The organism is Marinobacter sp. bablab_jr008 (assembly GCF_016464145.1).
In the GTDB taxonomy this organism is placed as follows: Bacteria; Pseudomonadota; Gammaproteobacteria; order Pseudomonadales; family Oleiphilaceae; genus Marinobacter; species Marinobacter nauticus.
Window position 1 is genome coordinate 20,551 of the sequence record NZ_JACDWW010000076.1, and the last position, 19,155, is coordinate 39,705.

The 19,155-nt window shown below is 56.2% G+C and carries 17 protein-coding genes and 1 tRNA gene; 2 read left to right on the top strand and 16 right to left on the bottom strand.

Annotated features, from left to right (window positions below):
- Positions 1-96: 96 nt before the first annotated feature.
- The 14 genes from JIF53_RS15670 to JIF53_RS15735 all read right to left on the bottom strand — a co-directional run bounded on the left by JIF53_RS15670 (position 97) and on the right by JIF53_RS15735 (position 15,281).
- On the bottom strand, positions 97-3,291 hold the full coding sequence (locus JIF53_RS15670; protein WP_039881818.1) for an Ig-like domain-containing protein: 3,195 nt from the start codon (positions 3,289-3,291) through the stop codon (positions 97-99).
- 11 nt (positions 3,292-3,302) lie between these two features.
- On the bottom strand, positions 3,303-4,640 hold the full coding sequence (gene aupA / locus JIF53_RS15675) for an alkane uptake protein AupA (RefSeq protein ID WP_008170331.1): 1,338 nt from the start codon (positions 4,638-4,640) through the stop codon (positions 3,303-3,305).
- 483 nt (positions 4,641-5,123) lie between these two features.
- The gene (locus JIF53_RS15680; protein WP_008170333.1) at positions 5,124-6,215 is read right to left on the bottom strand and encodes an aldo/keto reductase; all 1,092 of its coding nucleotides are present in this window, start codon (positions 6,213-6,215) and stop codon (positions 5,124-5,126) included.
- Positions 6,216-6,299: 84 nt separating this feature from the next.
- Positions 6,300-7,106, bottom strand: a complete 807-nt coding sequence (locus JIF53_RS15685; RefSeq protein ID WP_008170335.1) for a dienelactone hydrolase family protein — start codon at positions 7,104-7,106, stop codon at positions 6,300-6,302.
- 78 nt (positions 7,107-7,184) lie between these two features.
- A complete protein-coding gene (locus JIF53_RS15690) occupies positions 7,185-7,751 on the bottom strand; it encodes a TetR/AcrR family transcriptional regulator (protein WP_008170337.1) in 567 nt (188 codons plus the stop codon).
- A 43-nt stretch (positions 7,752-7,794) separates the two neighbouring features.
- Positions 7,795-8,463, bottom strand: coding sequence for a cupin domain-containing protein (locus tag JIF53_RS15695; protein ID WP_008170339.1), 669 nt, complete (start codon positions 8,461-8,463; stop codon positions 7,795-7,797).
- A gap of 63 nt (positions 8,464-8,526) precedes the next feature.
- Positions 8,527-9,147 carry a glutathione S-transferase family protein gene (locus JIF53_RS15700; protein WP_008170341.1) on the bottom strand — a complete coding sequence of 207 codons (621 nt, stop codon included), beginning with the start codon at positions 9,145-9,147 and terminating at the stop codon, positions 8,527-8,529.
- Positions 9,148-9,409: 262 nt separating this feature from the next.
- A complete protein-coding gene (umuC, locus tag JIF53_RS15705) occupies positions 9,410-10,696 on the bottom strand; it encodes a translesion error-prone DNA polymerase V subunit UmuC (protein WP_199453247.1) in 1,287 nt (428 codons plus the stop codon).
- Positions 10,693-11,448 carry a CLCA_X family protein gene (locus JIF53_RS15710; RefSeq protein WP_008170346.1) on the bottom strand — a complete coding sequence of 252 codons (756 nt, stop codon included), beginning with the start codon at positions 11,446-11,448 and terminating at the stop codon, positions 10,693-10,695. Before JIF53_RS15710 ends, umuC begins: the two co-directional genes overlap by 4 nt.
- Positions 11,445-11,888, bottom strand: coding sequence for a translesion error-prone DNA polymerase V autoproteolytic subunit (umuD, locus tag JIF53_RS15715; protein ID WP_008170348.1), 444 nt, complete (start codon positions 11,886-11,888; stop codon positions 11,445-11,447). Before umuD ends, JIF53_RS15710 begins: the two co-directional genes overlap by 4 nt.
- 304 nt (positions 11,889-12,192) lie before the next feature.
- Entirely contained in the window at positions 12,193-12,735 is a 543-nt protein-coding gene (locus JIF53_RS15720) for a YqiA/YcfP family alpha/beta fold hydrolase (protein ID WP_039881819.1), read from the bottom strand.
- Between the two features lie 156 nt (positions 12,736-12,891).
- Positions 12,892-13,845, bottom strand: a complete 954-nt coding sequence (locus tag JIF53_RS15725; protein ID WP_008170352.1) for a TraI domain-containing protein — start codon at positions 13,843-13,845, stop codon at positions 12,892-12,894.
- Complete coding sequence (locus JIF53_RS15730) at positions 13,832-15,055, bottom strand: tyrosine-type recombinase/integrase (RefSeq protein ID WP_039881820.1); 1,224 nt, start codon at positions 15,053-15,055, stop codon at positions 13,832-13,834. The genes JIF53_RS15725 and JIF53_RS15730 overlap by 14 nt, the downstream gene beginning before the upstream one ends.
- The gene (locus JIF53_RS15735) at positions 15,048-15,281 is read right to left on the bottom strand and encodes a hypothetical protein (protein WP_008170356.1); all 234 of its coding nucleotides are present in this window, start codon (positions 15,279-15,281) and stop codon (positions 15,048-15,050) included. Before JIF53_RS15735 ends, JIF53_RS15730 begins: the two co-directional genes overlap by 8 nt.
- Positions 15,282-15,409: 128 nt before the next feature.
- Here JIF53_RS15735 and JIF53_RS15740 point away from each other — a divergent pair, with 128 nt between their 5' ends.
- The gene (locus tag JIF53_RS15740) at positions 15,410-15,667 is read left to right on the top strand and encodes a helix-turn-helix domain-containing protein (protein ID WP_008170359.1); all 258 of its coding nucleotides are present in this window, start codon (positions 15,410-15,412) and stop codon (positions 15,665-15,667) included.
- Between the two features lie 193 nt (positions 15,668-15,860).
- Here JIF53_RS15740 and JIF53_RS15745 read toward each other — a convergent pair.
- A tRNA-Met gene (locus JIF53_RS15745) sits at positions 15,861-15,937 on the bottom strand.
- A gap of 107 nt (positions 15,938-16,044) precedes the next feature.
- The gene (locus JIF53_RS15750; protein WP_199453249.1) at positions 16,045-17,361 is read right to left on the bottom strand and encodes an acetyl-CoA C-acetyltransferase; all 1,317 of its coding nucleotides are present in this window, start codon (positions 17,359-17,361) and stop codon (positions 16,045-16,047) included.
- A gap of 191 nt (positions 17,362-17,552) precedes the next feature.
- Here JIF53_RS15750 and JIF53_RS15755 point away from each other — a divergent pair, with 191 nt between their 5' ends.
- Entirely contained in the window at positions 17,553-18,959 is a 1,407-nt protein-coding gene (locus tag JIF53_RS15755; RefSeq protein ID WP_041656364.1) for a 3-oxoacyl-ACP reductase, read from the top strand.
- Positions 18,960-19,155 lie beyond the last annotated feature (196 nt).

The window sequence follows — 19,155 nt, forward strand, 5'->3', positions numbered from 1 at the left end:
CTCCTGGTCAAAACGGCCTCCCTGACTGCAATCTTCCCTTCGATTTTCTCAGGCTGAAGCAAAAAGCCCTGGCTGTTGAACCAGGGCTTCTTGGGGTTACTGCTGTGTGGTTGGTGAGAGATAGGTGAGAGAAAGCTTACCTTGAGGGATTTCAAGATGGATAACGGTGTCTGCATTCAGCCCCAAAAGATTGATGATCGGGTTACAAAGGTTAGGAACCAGACTGCATATACCACTTACATTATTCGAGTTGAGCGTAATATCTCCTCGCACTTCAACGTCAATCGGGACCCTCTCGACATTAAGCAGTTGGATCTGTATGCGGCCATCCTGGAGAAAGGTCACAGGCCCTCTCAGCGTCAAGCGGTCACCACCCAGGTCCTGAATGGGATAGCTGCGCAGGTTATGGTCAAGCTCGGCCGGGCCAATGCTTGGGTTGAGGTAAGGTGCATCCAGATATACGTCCAGACTGAGCTCGAAGGTAAACTGGCCCTGCTCATTGGTGTATAGAAAGCCCGTCAGCGGTTTGACATTCCCCTTTTCATCCCTTGGGTATCTTATGCGCATCATGAGCGGACCGGTCGAGATACTTTCGTTAGCCTCAATGCCGGTGTCTGCAAGCCCAATGCTTGCAAATGCATCCAGTAACGCAGTATCTATTTTGACCCACACATCGCTGGATGTGGTGGCTAACACAGATGGCGAAATTTCCACCGGTACCCTGCCCTGGTCGTCCGGTGTTCCTGCCACGAAGGTATCAAGCATGGCTGTCAGATAAATGAATTTGTCTTCCCGGCAGCTTTGCCCGACTTCACATCCAATTTCAGCGTCAACCACAAGAGAATCTTGCTGAGGAGGATTCAGTGACTCGACTCCATTGGATGCCAAGCCTACCGCGTTGGCAACGCTTTCTCCTGTTTGAGAGCCGGCCTCAAGACCTTTTGTATAGTCCAGATCCGCATTGGCATCGGCCGCCGGCAGGTTTCTCAGCGGCAGGTAGGTGGCAGTCTTCTTCTCGATACCGGTGAAGTAGTTCACCAGCGCCGTGCCGCCCTCGGTTCTGTGGGTTGCATCCCATTTACCCTGGGTGAGCAGGACGGTTTGCAGGGGCAGCCCCGCAGTTGACTTTATCACTGAGTTGTCATCATTGGCGGCATTCAGCGTATAGCGGTAGAGGCTGCCTGTCTCCCACGGAACCAGGGGCGTAATGGTCAGGGACCGTGGCTCGGTCGTGAGGGTGTATTCGGAGGTCGCAATTTCCTCCCATTGGCCAGTATCCGTTTGCCTTTCAACCGTCAGAGTGATGCCGGGGACGATGGTTTGTGGGTCCATGTTAAGGGAAAAACGGACGATAATGGGCTTGTCGGTTTCGAGTTGACCAAGGGGGAGCAAGTCGTCATCGGCTTTGCCCCCGGCACAACGTCCCTGGTTGCCGGCGTTGATATCAATGCCGGCTTTGGCGCAGGGATAACCGGGCCGGGTTATCAGCGCAAGCGGCGACTGGTCCATTGGCGTGCCCGGCTCGGTCGGGCTGAGTTGGAACGGCAGGGCAATCTGGCTGGCAAAGGTGTTTCCGGCCAGGTCCCGCAAACCGGACCCGTTTTGCGACGAAGCCCCATTGGGATTGAGCCTGAGAACGTAGCTTGCGCCATGCACCAATGGTTCCGCCGGATGAATCACCACACTGCCGCCATCGGCCTTCAGGTTCGCATCAACCAGCACCCCATCCTTTTCCAGCTGAATGTTGTCGGAATTGATAGATGATGGGAGCAGCGGTTCGTTAAAGTAGATCACCAGATTGTCGCCCGGGCGAAGCCTGGCCTGATTGTCAGTGCCGGGCACCCAGCTCGTGATGAAGGGCGCTTCGGTGTCCGCGAAGTCGGCCTGCAGCGGGGCATCTTCGACGTTGCGGAAGCCGTTCAGCTTGAAGGAGATCAGGCCTGAGGCCGTGTCAATACCCATCACGTCCGGCTCAATAACGCCAACGGCTTCGATGCTCAGCTTGCCGTCCTCGACGATGGCGGTGCCCACGAGCTGCACGTGCATGAGCTGTTGGCCAAGGGCGCCGTTGGCAACAGTGTTCCCGGTATTCAGGGCCATATCGATGTAGAGCTCGAGCACCCGGGGTGCATCCACTGCATCGGTATAGGGGTTGGGCATCAGGAAACCATTGGCATCCGAGAGAAAGCGAACTTCGACGGCTTCGGATTCGAACCCGGCCGGCACGGCGCCGGCGACCTTGACGACCACGGAGCTTCCGGTGAGCAAGGTGCCCCGGTCGATCCTCAGGGGAATGCTCTGGCCCGCCGCTTCAAATTTGGGAATAAAGCCCAGTTCCGCGAACACGGTGCCGGTGACACTGGTCGGGTTGTTCGGGCCCAGAAGAAGGGAGCTCAGGTTTACCGAGTTGTAATCGGCACCGGTCAGTGGCAACTGGCCGGGTATGCTTTCAGCTACCTGGCCCATGATCTGGCGCTTGCCCGTCGGGGAGCGGGAATCGATCGGGTTGAAGGTCAGTGTGTGATCTTCGGACAGGGCATCATCGAGCAGAGCGCTTTTGATGCCGGTAGTCACGGTCAGGTTATAGGTCAGGCCCGGATCCAGGTAGCCTTCCGGATCCACCGTGACCCGGTGGCCCTTGGCGTATACTTCGGCATTCACCGGTTCACCGTCCTGGTCCGTCAGGCGGATGGTCTGGCCGTAAACCACCGATTGCGGGTCGAGGGGCTCGGTAAACTGAAGCCGGAATGTCGTAAAGTCCGTGACGGGGTAGTCGTTCCCTCCGTCCGGAATGGCTCGCGCCAGTTCAAATCCGGTGCCTTCGGTCTGGCTCAGGATAGGGCCGGATGTGGCCGGTTCTGTCCTGAATCTGATGCCATCTGCGGTCAGTGACACCGGTGTGCCGCCAGCCTGAAGGCCCTCTGAGGTCAGGGTGTAGCTGGTTCCCGGCGCAAGCGCCTTGTCCGGCTTTGCCGCAAGCCCCATCTTGTCTTCATCAGTAAACATCACGTCGGTGAGGGTAACCTCGTTTCCGGTGGCATCCTTCAGGATCAGAGAATCGGGAATGTCAGTCAACGGTGTGTCGATGGACTTGTTGAAACGCAGGAAAACAGGTGCCGTTGTGGGAACGGTGGACGTGACATCGGGCTGATCACTGCCTGACGACATTGAGTCAGCCGGATAGGCAAACATTAGCGAGCCGGGTGTTGAGCTTTGGGTCATTGTTTGCTCGTCACCGCCACAGCCTGCGAGTAACGTGGTGACACTCAATGCAATAATTGTTCTTTTCATGCCGCACCTCTTCAGAATTTCAGCGTAACTGAGCCGCTGAACACGTGAATATCGCCATCCGCAGTAACGTCTTCTTCGTTTCCGTTGAAATCAACAATGGTGAAGTCGCGCTTTTGCAGCATCTGATACTGGTAACCGAGGTCCACGCGAACGGGGTAGGCCAGAAAACGGGTACGGTTGTACGTTGCACTGAGGCCAAGTCCAATAGAGATCTTGTCGGTATCCAGGTAGTTAACTTCCCGGTTTCGAGTGGTTTTCAGGGGGGATTCTCTGTAGGCGACACCAGTAAGGAACATGAAGTTATCATTTAACCTGTACTCGCCACCGATACGAGGGACCAGGATGTCGTCAAACTGCATCCGGGCAGCGGGGGAAAGGCTGGCCTGATCCTTAATGGTGTCGCCGGCAAATTCGTCCTCCAGTTCTGACCAGTTCTGTTGTTCGATACTGCCGCCAATGCGCCAGCCGTCACCTTGATACTGAGTGCCGATGACCCAGGTTTCCGGCTGAAAGGAGTCGATCGTCGTGACCGCAAGGGCAAGTCCCGGGTCGGGAATCGTCTGGCTGACAATGATGTTTGCATCGACGCTAGTGGAAGATGCTGATTTTGCCCGGTAGGCCAGGGCCGTTTCCCAGCCGCTCAACCAACAGCCATTTTCAGGGCAGAAGGTTTTGCCCCAGTTGATGGAGGTACTGACAATTGACTTTACAGAGGGCTCGGCATTAACAGACAGGCGCTCACGCTGTGTCTCACCGGCGAGGTTCGATATCGCATCGAGGTCGGCTTTGGCTTCAAGCGTGATCCTTGCCGAAATGCCGGCATCAATACCACGCCAGATAGTGGTGGCAGCACCGATATTGAGGAACAGGGGCTCCTTGCCGTACTCCAGGAACTGGCCGCTTTCCGATGTATTTGAAGAAAAAGCCAGCAGTTCCTTGCCGTATTTCTCCACTCCCGCGATGAAGCCAAGATAGATCGGATGGTCAGAACGAGTCATTGAGGTGAGATTGGTTTTCATGCCGATCAGCACATGCTGGCTCGGAGAATCGGCGAGTATATCGCTATTGCGCTGAGGGCTTTCCGCCCTTAGTTCCTGTTCAGCATGAAGCAGGCCAACGGTCAGCTCACCCTTGGGATCTTTTGTCAGATATGCAGGGTTATAGTAGGTGGCAGACACCTGATCATTGAACATTGAGAGAGACTGAGCTGTGGCCACGTCGACCGCCATTACCCCGTAGGTGGTGCCGATGTTGCCCATGCTGGCCTGGGCAGAAAGAGAGAATCCTGCGGAAAGTATTGCAACTGTAAGGGATATCGCCCTTACCGAAAACCGGGGGAAGATCGCCATTAATACACTCCATAGCTCTTTGTTTTTGTCTATACGCCGGTGCTTCTGTCTGGGGAAAGGCACACGTTGGTTTCGGATAGGAGTATATGTTGCTTGTCCTTTCAGGAATCTGGCTTTCTTGACGCAACTTAACGGCAGTAGAGCCAGGCATTGCCATTGCCGGAAGTTGAAATGCATGATTGACATTTCGCACTTTGCGACTTTTTAGAGTGAGTCTCGGGCTTATCGGTACTGGGGATCTCGAGGGTTGTCAAAACCTATAACTTGTAAAGAGACCTGTATAAGCAGGGGTTACATTCCAGACAGGTCCAGCGCGAACATTAAAATGGAATCGATCAGCCTAACTCAGCCTCAGCAACAGCCGGCAAATCCAATAAAGCGATCAGTGGGCATGCGCTTCTGCGTTTTACAATATATTCATGCTCTCCTCCCCCGGTAGCCGCACCAGAGCGGCGCGGCTACCCGTGATATCAATTGGCGACATCATTCTCCCGGCTTTACCGGATCCCGGTACCCCGCCATCATCTTCATCATCCAGCCCGGGTACTCCTCGGGCAGGCGGCTGACTTCATCCAGGGCTACCAGTTCATCGTCGGACAAGCGGATTTGGGCCGCGCGGATATTGTCCCTGAGCTGCTCGGGCCGCTTGGCGCCAACGATGATGCTGGTCACAGGCTTCTGGTGTAGCAGCCATGACAGGGCAATCTGTGCCACATTGACCGGTTCGCCGTCGATCTGTTTGCCATCGGCAATCTCCCGCATAACCTTGATGACTTCGCTGCCCCGCTCGCGGTTGACGGGCGGAAAGTCAAACTTGGCGCGCCGGTTTTCTTCGGAAACGTCCGGCCCCTCGTATTTACCGGACAGGTAACCCCCGGCCAGTGGGCTCCACACCATCAGACCGACGTTCTCAGATTCCAGCATCGGAATAATATCCCGCTCCAGATCGCGACCTACGAGGGTGTAGTAGGCTTGCATGGATATGATCGGGCACAGGTTGCGGGCCCGGGTGATGCCGATGGCTTTCATCACTTGCCAGGCGGCCCAGTTGGACAGGCCCACGTAACGCACATGGCCTTGCTGCACCAGGGTGTTCAGTGCCTCCAGAGTTTCCTCGATCGGTGTGGCCGGGTCAAAACCGTGGATCTGGTACAGGTCAATATAATCCGTTTGCAGGCGCGCCAGGCTCGCCTTGCATTCGCTCATTATATGGCCGCGGGAAGCACCACGGGCATTGGGGCCAGCCCCCATGGGGCCAAGCACCTTGGTCGCCAGCACCACATCTTCGCGGCGAACGCCGAGATTCTTCAGGGACTGGCCGACGATGCGCTCACTGGCGCCGAAACCATAGATGTTGGCGGTATCGATAAAGTTGATCCCCGCCTCCAGGGCGATCTTCACGAGTTCGTCGGCCTGTTCCTGCTGCAACTGGCCGATCAGGCCCCAGATGTCCTCATCGCCGCCGAAGGTCATGGTGCCCAGGCACAGTTCGGATACGAACAGCCCCGAGTTGCCCAGCGACTTGTAGCCTGGACGATTGTCTCCATCGAACAGTGGTAAACTCTCAGTTGCCATGTTGCACCTCATCATGCTTTTCGGTTGGTGTTCCAGAATTCACTGTAAATACTGCCGGTTTCGGTTTGTTTGCACTCGCTTGTGTTACTGGGTGAAGATGGCCTTGTAGAAACGCATGGTGCCATCCCAGGAACGGCTGGCAGCCTCTTCATCATAACCAACCGGCATGCCGAACTCCTCGGCGATCTTGTCGGCGCCTGGGTTGGTGAATGAGTGCAGTACTCCGGGAAAGCTCACCAGTGTCAGGTCGACTTCGGCATCCTGCATCTCCTTGACCAGGCCCGCGACCTGATCCGAGGGGACCAGCTTGTCGGCACCGCCGGTGTACACCTGGATCCTGGCTTTCACGGACTCGGGTTCAGCCGTGAGGGGGCTGCCGAGCGCGCCGTGGAAGCTGACAACGCCGTCCAGATCGACGCCCATGCGCGCCATGTTGAGAACCACGGCGCCGCCAAAACAATAACCCTGTGCCGCAATTCGGGACGCATCAACACTTTCGTGGTTCTTCAGGATGTCCATCGCCTTCATGAAGCGCGCCTTGACCTGACTCATGTCCCGAGTGGCTTCCTGCATGAACTTCTGGGCGGTATCGGGATGGTCGGCTTGTTTGCCAGAGCCATACATATCCAGCGCAAACGCCGTATAGCCGGCCGAGGCAAGTCGTTCTGCCTGATTCCGGGCAAATTCATTGTGCCCCCACCATTCATGGACCACCAGAACCCCCGGACGCTTTTGCCCGAATTCATCATCCCAGGCCATGTAGCCGGTGAAGGTCTCGTCGCCGACTTGATACTCGATGGTTCTGGTTTGCGTTTCTGCCAGTACCTGCGTACTTGCAACAGTGAGTGACAGCGTGGCTGCTGCCAGTGCTGTTTTCAGGGTGCTCATCATCTGTTTGCTCCTTTTCGCTCGTTATGAGTCAATTTGCGTAGCGATTCTGTACATCAAAGCGCGATTCCTGTCCCGTCGTTACTGGCAGCGGGCGCGCAGCAGTCGCGTTGCGGCATCAAACACGGCGAGGTCTTCTTCGGTGCGCGCGGCAAGGTGGGCCCCTTCCAGCATCGCCAGGGTCGCCTGCGCTTCATCGGCGGGACCCAGGATGGCCGAGACGGATCCATCCCTTTGTCCCAGTTCAAACGTTGCCGTAATCCACTGCAGAACCATTGCGCGAACGGCGCCGACTCTGGCAATAACGGTGTCGGACAGGCTTTCGCGGCAGGTCGAAAAGGCAACGCACAGACACACGGTCTGGCCATCATGCAACGCCCCGCGGTACAGGGCAATGAGTGCCTTGAGGCGCGCGCCAGCGCTGGCATGGGCTGCGTCTATCTCGGTCAGACCCTGCTGCAGACTGGTCTGATAGCGCTCGATCAAGGCTTCGGAGAGCTTCGCCTTGGTGGGGAAATGATAATGGATCGAGGCCTTTCGAATGCCGATGGCCTCGGCCAGATCCGCGTAGCTGAACCCGTCAAAGCCCCGTGACCGGACGGTGTGCTCGGCAAGATCCATCAGGGCTGTTCTGGTATCACGGTTCATGGTTGTTCACCTGTCTGCCTTTTCAATCCCGCTATTGCCGGGCTTATACCCTCGGTGCCCCGGCAAATCGCAGGTGCCCCGTTTTCATCCAGATCTTGGCGCCGTCGTCCCCGGCCGTCACGGACAACCTGTGTCCTTCAGGGAGGCGCAGCCAGTCATGCCTGGCCAGCACCTCGCCATCCCTGATAGCCGAACCTTCGACCACCAGCAGTTCGATTCCGCCGGGCGCCTCAGAGGTCAGTGTCGCCCCCGCATCGAGCTGGCTGTAGGTCACGATCTCACGATCGTCCTCATGCAGCTTTGCGGTGGCAACGCCGCCCACTGGGGCGCCCAGCTCGGCCTCCATATTCTTGCTGAACTGGGTGCGGTCGGCCAGGTCGAACTGCCACAGTTTCACAAATATCGTGCAGCCCGTTTCAGAGCCCGGAATATGTGACGTGGTTGGGGGGTTGCGCACGTAGGTGCCAGCAGGGAAGTCACCGTGCTCGTCCTGGAACACGCCATCGAGTACGATGAATTCTTCTCCACCGGTATGGGTATGCGCCGAGAAATGACTGCCCGGCGCATAACGCACGATGGTCGTGGCGCGGGCAACTTCGTCCCCGATCCGGTCCAGCATGCGCCGCTCCACCCCTTTCATGGGCGAGGGCTGCCATTCAATCTGGTCGGAATGCATAACCACCGGTTTGGAGAAATCTGCATTGATCTCCATGTTATTCCTCCCTTTTGTGCCCTTCATGTTTTCAGCGCTTACATTAAATCCGAAGGTTTCGGATTACCCGGCAATTGAAGGACGGGCTGCGACTTTTGCGCGCCAGGCCTGGAGATTGGTCAGGGACTCGGGAATGTCCACCTTCGCGAAATCCGCAAACCCCAGGCCGGCAAAGGCGGTGATGTCTGCGACCGAGAAGCTGTCGCCTGCGAGAAACTCATTGTCCGCCAGAACGCTGTCAAGATAGGTCATGGTTGCGCTGGCAATTTCTTTCTGTTTATTACCCCATTCAGCACACTGCCAGGTTTCCAGATCCGGACCAAGCCCGGGGGTCGCGTGATGGAAATAGGCACCCACGGCATTCATCAGACCGTTTTCTGCCCGCAGATTCATCATTGCGATACGGGCACGCTCCGCTGGGGTTGTACCCATAAGGGACGGACCATCAAAGACGCCGTCGATATATTCGGTGATGGCATTGCACTGGGCGATGCAGGTGCCGTCGTCAAGTTCCAGCATGGGCACGGTGGCATCCGGGTTTTTCGTCTTGAACGCCTCGGAACGGTGCTCGCCGCCCATGACATCGACCGGGACGAATTCCACCTGGTTTGTTGCGCCTTTTTCTGCCAGAGCGATGCGAACGCGGAGCGGGTTCGGGAAGCCTTCGATATCGTAGATTTTCATTGATTGCCTCTGTTGGTCATTAAACATGCGCCAATTAATCCACCTATTAGTAGGTAGATGTGCAAGAGGCAATTTGATTGTTCTGCTTTTCTTTGCGCTGTTGACAAGACATTCCAAACGCCAAGAACAGCCCGGGCCTTCTTGCAGTACATAGCCAAACCAAAAAGCCAGCTTCTCAGTTAGACGATTTGATAAATATCGAAGTGTTTTTGTTGAAAGAAGCGTGTGCGAAAGAGCAGCCGTGAATGTTCGCTTATGTTTACTAGCGAACCTTTGGCAAGTCATCCCAGCTGGTCGTATACGCCGGCGACAAATGCCCCCGCCGCATCGCGTAGGCCGCAGGCCCTGCCTCTCTGGCCATGTAGACCGTCGCCCTGGACTTTCGGTTGATCGTATCCATCACCACCATCAGGCGCTCCGATCTGCCATTGTCTGGCACCTGCTCCGGGGCCGCTTGGAATAGATCCTCTTGAAGCCCCACTTCTTCCACTAGCTCCCCCAACATAACGCCGGCCTTTGCGTAATTAAATCCTTCCCGGTACATCGGTCGAAGCAGGTTCAGGGCCTGCTGCACAATAACCCGGGAGTCCTGGCTGGGCTGGATGAGCTTCACGCTGGCACTGCGTGAATACTGCGGTGCCGTCGTCTTGAACGGATTCGTTCGAATGAACACCATCAGCTCTCCCGCATACTGCTGACCTCCCCGAAGTTTTTCGGTAGCGCGAGTCGCAAAGTGCACCACGGCTTCTTCCAGGTCGCTCAGTTTTTGAAGGGGCTGACCAAATGAACGGGAGCACATGATTTGTTTCTTGGGCGGTGGCACTTCATACCACGGCACACAGGGAATGCCGTTGAGTTCGCGGGCCGTGCGTTCCAACACGACAGAGAACTGTTTTCTGAGCGTTGCCAGATGGGTATCCGCTAACTGTAACGCCGTGACTATGCCCATGGCCTGAAGCCTGGCACGGAGTTTTCGCCCGACATCCCATACGTCCTCAACCGGTACGCGAGCCATCAGCCGCCGTTGCCGGGCGGGGTCCGTCAGATCGACTACGCCGCCGGTTGCCGGGTACTTCTTGGCGGCATGGTTGGCCAGCTTGGCCAGGGTTCGCGTAGGTGCAATGCCCACACAGACTGGCAAGCCGACGTTCTGATAAACCGTGTTCTTGATCTTCCGCCCAAAGTGCTCGAAAGACACCACCCGGTCAATGCCGGTCAGGTCCAGAAACGCTTCATCGATGGAATAGACATCTACTCGCGGAGCCAGGGCTTCAAGAGTGGTCATAACCCGTCTGCTCATATCGCCATAGAGGGTGTAGTTGGAGGAGAACACCTGGATGCCGTACCGGCGAATTTCCGGTTTGATGTGATGAACCGGCACGCCCATCTTGATCCCCAGCGCCTTGGCTTCTTTGGAACGGGCGACGACGCAGCCGTCGTTGTTGGACAGCACCACAACCGGTGTATGACGCAGATCCGGACGGAACAGCTTCTCGCAGGAGGCATAGAAGTTATTACAGTCCACCAAGGCGAATACGGCTGTCTTCATCCGGCTTTGGCCTGTTCCCGGTACAACGCAGCCCCGAGAGCGGCAAAGTAACACTGAAAGGCGTCATTTATCCGCTGGCGATGCTCGCCCTGCGGATACAGACCCGCCTTGGCTTCATGAGAGTGAACGGTTCCGTTTACCAGAAATCGGTTACGCGGCTGGCTGTCTTCAATGAAGGCTTCAAAGGCGCGAGCGCACAGCTCCTCCGGCTTGGTGTAATAAACCGTTCTCAAGTGCTGATCGGCCATCAGGGAGGCCCTGAACAAAGTGCTGGGTGCAGTGCCGTCCTCCGTCAGCATGATGGCCTGGAAGCAGGCGCCTAGCCGTTCATTCAGTGGGTGGGGTTTACTGCTTACGCTGTTCAGCCAGGCACTGGAGGCGAAGGCAAAGCCGAACGGTCCGGCATTCCGGTAAGCTTTGCCACCCATGTAGTGATCAAAGGCGTGAAACCACTCATGAGCGAGGCTACCTGCACCGGCGTTCTTGGCCAGCGCCAGCTGCCGGGTGGCAGGGATATAGTGCGCCGCCACGCCCAGCCGGCCGCCGATGCCATACTGCAGGCCCAGCGTGCTCCTTAGGGAGATCAATGGTTCCGGTCCTCGCAGGATCGTCATCAAATCACACAGCGCCTGATAAAACCGGCCGGCTGCCCGGCCCCGCTCCTGGGGCGTCACCCAGCGTCCGACCTCGATGCTGCGAAAATCGAACCGTCGTCTTACGGTGACAAAGGATACTGCCGATTCAGGTGTCATCCCTGGCCTCCCCGCTTGAGTGACCGAATGACGTTGGTGACCACCCCAAACACCTCCATCACCATATCGCCCTCGACGGTAATAGGCCGGTACGCTGAATTCCTTGGAAGGAGGCGAACAGGCGGTGGCGTCAAATGCAACTGCTTGACCGTCATCTCGCTTTCCAGGCTGGCGATGATGATGTCTCCGTGCTTGGCTCTCAGCGACCGGTCCACCACCAGGACATCGCCGGGATAGATGCCAGCCTCGATCATGGACTCTCCCTGAACACGCACGAAGAATGTGGCCGCAGGATGCTGGATGCAGAGCTCGTTCAGATCGATGGTTTTCTCAATGTAGTCCTCCGCCGGAGATGGGAAGCCAGCCGAGACCCGTTCCAGAAACATCGGAATGTTCAGGCGGGAGAAGGATTCAAAGTCACCAAGCAGAATGCAGGACATGCTTTACACCGAATACTGTTTGAATATACAGTATTTTGGAAAGATAATACGTATGGGTCAACCCATCATTGGGCACAGTGTTTTATACTCGGACTAATACAGCTGCCAGGAAGGCGGGAGGAGTCTGTATGAAAAGCGTAGTACTGATGTTTGTTGGGGGCTTAGTGGGAGGCCTGATTGGGCCAGTGACAGCACTGGTGAGTGTGGCAGCCGGTTACGTGTTAGGTCGCGCTCTGACACATTCGGTCGCACCGAAGCCGAGTGAGGAACAGTCGCACTGTCGTTAACGCAGCCCCTCGTAGCATTAATCCTTCACATGCTCCCGAACAAGCTCTAGCGCTTCTTCCATGTGCTCAAACCGGTGACTCCCGCCCTCAAAGCTGTGTACCGAAAAATAACCCCCAAGCTCCCTGACGGTGTCGTTCCACGGAAGCAGTTCATCCCCCTGATCCAGCAGTACTAACCCGCTGCCATAGTGGGTGAAAGGATAGTAGCTAGAAACCACTTCGTCCGTCAGTTGATAGGCCTGCCCCTGATGATCGACACCCGGCCCTATCCAGGACTTGAGAGCGTGGGCAGGCTCCGTCACCGGGTTGATGGCAACAAACGGAATACCCGCTTCGGCTCCCAGAATACCCGCCAGCCATCCTCCCATCGAAGTCCCAACCAGAAGATCCGGGTTCACTTGCATCAGCTTGTCCAAGCTCTCTTCGATAACGTCTTCCGAGCCTTGGGTGTAATCGATGTCGTGACCATAGACAGGACCAACCCTGGCGAGCGTTTTGAGTTTGTCGCTGTTGATATCGAAGCGGCTGGCGAAGCCATGGAGGTAGTAGATTTTTGGCATATCCTTCACTAGGGACGCTATATTTTTCCTGACCTTAGCACCGTTGGCGGGTAAATGCCTGCTTCCTAGCCCAAGCGCTATCCCCTCGCACCGCCGGATAAAGAAAGGGGTGTGGCCGCAACGTGCTCACACCCCTCACTGTCGTTTTCATCTGCCTCATCCATGAGCTTCGATTGATGGCCGCCAATACACGTTGCTTCCAAGCCGCCCAAAACCGATTGGCTGGCGCTTTCGGTAGGCCTTCCGCTGATTGTCAGCCATGGCACTCTGGGCATCTGCGTCACGAACATAGCGGGCAAGCGTCATGGCAGGGGTGGCACCGTAGCGCGCGCCGGGGGAGGCGCAGGTCCAAATGTGCCGGAGTGCAAGCGCCGCATCAGGGTCTACCCTGTCGAGATAAGCCAGACCGTAGGCGCAGGCCTCCAGAGTTAGGTCGGCGTGGTCGCACAACCTTGCGGTTGCTGTCGGCTTACCCCACGTATCATAAGTGTAGGTTTTGCCAATGTCGTGCAACAAACCAGCGACGAAACCGAGCTCCTGAAGCTCCCAAGGCATCTCGGGTTCATTGGCCTCCGTCATGACCAGTACGTTCTTCGCCACCTCTAGGGAATGAGCCAGCAGACCGCCGGGCTCACTGTGGTGGTAATTCCTGCTCGCCGGAGCTTTCAGGAAAACCTCCAATCTGTCACGGCGCTCCAATACTCGCTTTATGAACATCTGTAATGGGGCTGACCGCAAAGACCGTACCGCAGCAACCAGCTGATCCAATGCCTCCGGCTTAGGGCAGAACGTCCGTGGCAAAGTCTGCAGTGCAGGCAAGCCGGCAACGTCTGCCTGCAACGGGCGGCGGATATCGGTCAGCAGGATCTCACTTTCCTCCGCACCAACACACACTTGCCCTTTGACCACGACCAGATCCATGTGGCCCAAATGCTCTGGAATCAATATAGAACCAATTACCGCCAGAACCACGATGTCGCTGGCACAGCTGCTCAACCGAAGTTTCAGATACGGAATGCCTTCATCATCAAAACAGGCAACACGCCCCGTCAGTCGGTAGGTGCCTTTAAAAGTTTCCTGCATCAACGGGCGTAGATCATTCAGTTTCATCACCTACCTCCTTATCGTTTTCGATGACCCGACTCTGAATCAGGCGCTCAAAGGCGCTGCCATCCATGCGAGTCAGGTTCGGGATATAGCGGGAATACACTTTAAACAGCATTTCCGTTGAGGAATGGCCCAGAGTGCGGGCGACCCATTCCGGGTTTTCACCCGACGCGAGGAGTAGCGTCGCCGCTGTATGCCGGGTCTGGTAGGGACGGCGTTTCTTCAGCTTGAGGTGTTCCAACAAAGGGTACCAAACACGCTTGGTCACGTTATTGTGGTCCAGTGGCTCTCCCAGCCGGTTACAGAATACGAACTTGCTGAACTTGCCGGTGGCCTCGTACTGGGATTTGAGTGCCTGGTACACGGGGCCAAACATGGGAATTTCCCGTTGAGAGCCGTCCGTTTTTGTGTACTCGGTTTGGCCGTGGATGAGTGTTTCACGTACCAGGATTTCCCGCTTTTCGAAATCCACGTACTCCCACTTGAGGCCATCAACCTCCCCCGTTCGCATGCCGGTGTAAAAACGCACCAGGTAGTAGTTGTGGTAATCCTCTCTGACCGTTTCGAGGATCTTTTCTACCTCATTCAGGGAGAAGGGCTCGATGTGTACCTTCTGCTGTTTCAGCGGCTTGATATTCAGATAGGGATTCGTGAAGTCAAACCGCTCCGCCGCCTCCGTCAGAATCATTCGCAGAATGGTCATGTGGCTGTTGATGGTCTTGGGCGACATCAAACCACTCGCCCCCCTTCCCTTCCGCCGAGCCATCTTGTTACGTGCAGCCAAAATGTCTGGCTTGGAAATCTCGCCTACCCGTTTATTTTTGAAAGCTGGCTTCAGAGAGCTAGCCAGAATGGATTCCACATTACGCGTGTGGGAGTTCCGCCACTGGATTTTCGATTCGAGAAACCACTGGTCAGCGAAGTCTGTGAACAGAGGAGTATCTGATTCTGACTGACCAAGAACACCCTCACCATTTGTGGGAAGGACCCCAGCGTCCTCAAGCTTTTTGAGGTTTTTGCTTCCCGGAAAGAACTCGGCGTAGTCAAAATCCCCGACCAACATTTTGGCTTCCATTCGCTGGATCAATGTCTCCAGCTGTTTACGGTTGCGGGCGGTGTCACTCAATAGAGTCTGCTCCCTGCAGCGTATTCCTTGGTACCGGAAATCGATAAAGAGCTTTTTTGTATCGACTCGTGCTCGCACCTTAGCCATGACAAACACCTCCGCTCGCCATCGGGATGGCCAGATTGTTCTGAGCCATGCTGAGCATGTCCTCCTCGATGATCTCCCAGATGTAGAGGATTTTTCGGCCGCCAAATGGACGAATATAATGTTTACCCTCCAACAGGACGCTGTCTTTCAGACACTGACGGATGGTCCGGGGGTCATACTTGATACGCTCTGATAGCTCTTCAGTTGTCAGGTACGTGTTGTTCATGAGAACATCTCCTTTCGCCAATCAATGATCAGTTGATAACTTTTGTTATCACTTGATCACCAATATACGCCACATAGCGATAATTGCAAGTGGCGTTTGATTATTTGTTTTATCAAACGAGCAGAGAGATGATCCGTTTCCATTTGAAGGAATTGATAGCAGATAAGGAATTTGCCGAGAAACGACGAATCACTATTGGTGAAATTGCTAAGGACACCGGCATCAACAGGATGACACTGTCGAAAATCATCAACCACCCCGGCCACAGCACAGTGACGGACAACATTGATAAGCTATGCACTTATTTCGACTGTTCGGTTGAGCAATTAATCACGCACATCAAGGAAGTCTCGGACGAGTCGGAAGGATCTGAAGGCGAAAAGTGACTCTCTTTCTTGGCATGCGGGCAGAAGCTAATGCCCCGTGCCCCAGAAGACTTACGGTCAACAACGAAGAGGGGCCAAAATATCCAAGTCGGAAATTGGCACGCATAGGGCACGATGAGGGCACGGAGAAAATTTCAGACTCAGAAAACAAAAAAGGCAGACCAGTAACCAACTGATCTGCCTTTCTTTTATGTGGTAGCGGGAGCTGGATTCGAACCAACGACCTTCGGGTTATGAGCCCGACGAGCTACCAGACTGCTCCATCCCGCATCAAACTTTTCATCAATCAGGGAGAGCCCTGATCAACGTGGCGCGAATACTATAGCTCTGGCCGCCGACTGTCAAAGTAGATTTCGGTTATTACCTACCCCCCCCAATCAGCGCTCCAGAATCGCCGTCACGCCCTGGCCACCGGCGGCGCAGATTGAGATCAGGCCACGGCCGCTGCCTTTCTGCTCCAGCAGCTTGGCCAGCGTAGCGACAATACGGCCTCCGGTCGCGGCAAACGGATGCCCCGTGGCCAGACTCGAACCCTTCACGTTCAGCTTGTCGCGATCAATGGTGCCCAATGGTTTTTCCAGCCCGAGGCGCTCCCTGCAGAATCCCGGATCTTCCCAGGCTTTCAGGGTAGATAAAACCTGTGCCGCAAATGCCTCGTGAATCTCATAGAAGTCGAAATCCTGAAGGGTCAGGCCGGCCCTTTCCAGCATCCGGGGTACGGCATAGGCTGGCGCCATCAACAGGCCCTCTTTCTTGTCGACGAAATCCACAGCAGCCACTTCGGAGAAGGTCAGCCAGGCTTTGACATCCATGTTATGGGCCTTTGCCCACTCTTCGCTGGCCAACAGCACTGCCGACGCGCCATCGGTCAGCGCCGTGCTGTTGGCTGCAGTCATGGTGCCGTTTTCCCGATCAAAACAGGGCTTGAGGGTGGCCAGTTTTTCCAGCGTGGTGTCCGGACGCAGGATATTATCTTTATCGAGACCGGCCATGGGAGTCATCAGATCGTCGAAAAAGCCCTCCTCGTAGGCCTTTGCCAGCTTCTGATGACTCTCCCAGGCCAGGCGATCCTGATCTTCACGGGCGATACTCCATTCTTTGGCAGTCACCTGGCAGTGGTCCCCCATGGACATGCCTGTACGGGGCTCGCCGTTCTCCGGAATCTCCGGCACCAGATGGCTCGGCCGGAAACGGCCAAGAATTTTCAGGCGCTCCTTGGTGGTCTTGGCACGGTTGAGGTCCAGCAGGATTTCCCGGAGCCCTTCGCCCACCCCGATCGGCGCATCAGACGTGGTATCGGTGCCGCCGGCAATGCCGCACTCGATCTGCCCCAACGCGATTTTGTTCGCCACCAGAATCGCGGCTTCCAGGCCGGTTCCGCAGGCTTGCTGGATATCGTAGGCCGGTGTTTCAGGTGTCAGACCACAGCTGAGAACCGATTCACGAGTCAGGTTGAAGTCCCTGGAATGCTTGATCACGGCGCCCGCGACCACTTCGCCCATTTTCATGCCGTCCAGATTAAAGCGATCCACCAGCCCACGAAGCGCCGAAGTCAACAATTCCTGGTTACTGATCTTGCTGTAGGCAGTATTGGAGCGGGCAAACGGAATACGGTTACCGCCAATAACGGCAACCCGTCGAATGCCCTGGCTTGCCCCTTTCACGGGTGCTGAGGTTTTCTTTGCCTGTGCCATCGCTGTGTTTCCTTGTGAGTCAGATGATTCTGTTTCGGTTCACCGATACTGTTGATGAGTCTAGCGCCTGACGGCAGTCTCTCATTGGCAACTCTGACAACGCACAACCTGCGTTCAGTCAATACAATAGCTGGAAGATTCCTTACCCTTTAGGCTAATTTGCAATCAACCAGATGCACAAGGAAGAAAACATGTCTGACCTCTACCTCAAACTCGTGAATACCCCGGTGGGAAAAACCGCCGCCCAGTCTCTTGGCTTGCCGTCACCGGCCCCGCTGAAACGCCTCAAGCGAGTGGATCAGCCTTTTATTGAGGGCGACGTCCTCATTGGAGCCGGCAATGGTGCCCGCGCCATCGCCACCCTTGGCAGCATTGTTGGCGCCAGCCCGGCCACCCTGCACCACGCCACCGGGCCGGAAACCCTGGCCGAATCGGCCAAGACAAGCAACAAGGCTCAGGCACTGGATATCACCGGCGAGGTCTCCGGCAAGTTCTCGGCACTGATTTTCGATGCGTCCGGCCTGCAGAAACCGGATGAATTGCGCGCCCTGTATGACTTTTTCCACCCCACTATCCGGAAACTGGCGACGAATGGCCGGGTTCTGGTGATTGGCCAGGACCCGCACACCTGCCGCAAGGCGCCCCAGGCCGCTGCACAACAGGCACTGGAAGGCTTCGTACGAGCCGTTGGCAAAGAGATCGGCAAAAAGGGCGCTACCGCGAACCTGGTCTGGATAGCACCCAATGCTGAAAACCAGCTGGATTCCTCGGTTCGGTTCTTCCTGTCGCCACGCTCAGCCTACGTCTCCGGGCAGGTGGTTCGCATCGGCAAAGCCGACGAAGCCAAAGCCACCAATCCGGTCGCACCATTGGCAGGCAAAGTGGCCTTGGTGACCGGCGCGTCCCGAGGCATTGGCGCCGCTATCGCTGAAACCCTGGCCAGAGATGGGGCAACCGTCATCGGGCTCGACATTCCGCCGGCACTCGAGGAATTGCAGAAAGTAACCGGCGCTCTGAAAGGCAAGGCGCTCGCCTGCGACATCACCGATGAAAAGGCGCCAAAGCTGATCGCAGACTTTATCGAAAAGGAAACCGGCGGTGTCGACTTCGTCATCCACAACGCCGGCATCACCAGAGACAAAACCCTAGGCAACATGCCCGAACATTTCTGGGATATGACCATTGCCGTCAACCTGACTGCAGAAGAGCTGATTGACGAGGAACTGGCGGAGCGCAAACTGATGCGGGAAAACGGCCGCATCGTCTGCATTTCTTCGATCAGCGGCATCGCAGGCAATTTCGGCCAGACCAACTACTCCTGCGCCAAAAGCGGCGTGATCGGCTATGTCGAAGCCATGGCCCGTCATCTGAAGAACGGCATCACCATCAATGCCATTGCCCCGGGCTTTATTGAGACCCAGATGACCGCCGCCATGCCGTTTACCATCCGTGAGGCCGGTCGACGCATGAACAGCCTGTCTCAGGGCGGGCAACCGGTAGATGTGGCCGAGGCTATCGCCTGGTACTGCAACCCTGCGTCTGCGGGCGTGAACGGGAACGTGGTTCGGGTTTGCGGCCAGTCCCTGATCGGCAAGTAATTCAGAGAAGGCACTTCAGGAAGAGGCCGGTCAGGATAACCCTGCCCGGCCTTTTTGTTTGCCCGGCGAAGCTGGCAAACCCGGCCATCTGAAAGAAGATGGCGTCACCCCGACTGAGGGGAAGACAATCCGACTGGCAAGGGCGTCACTGGCCAACGGTGGGGTCTGAAGGAAGCCATAGGAAGTTAACGGTACA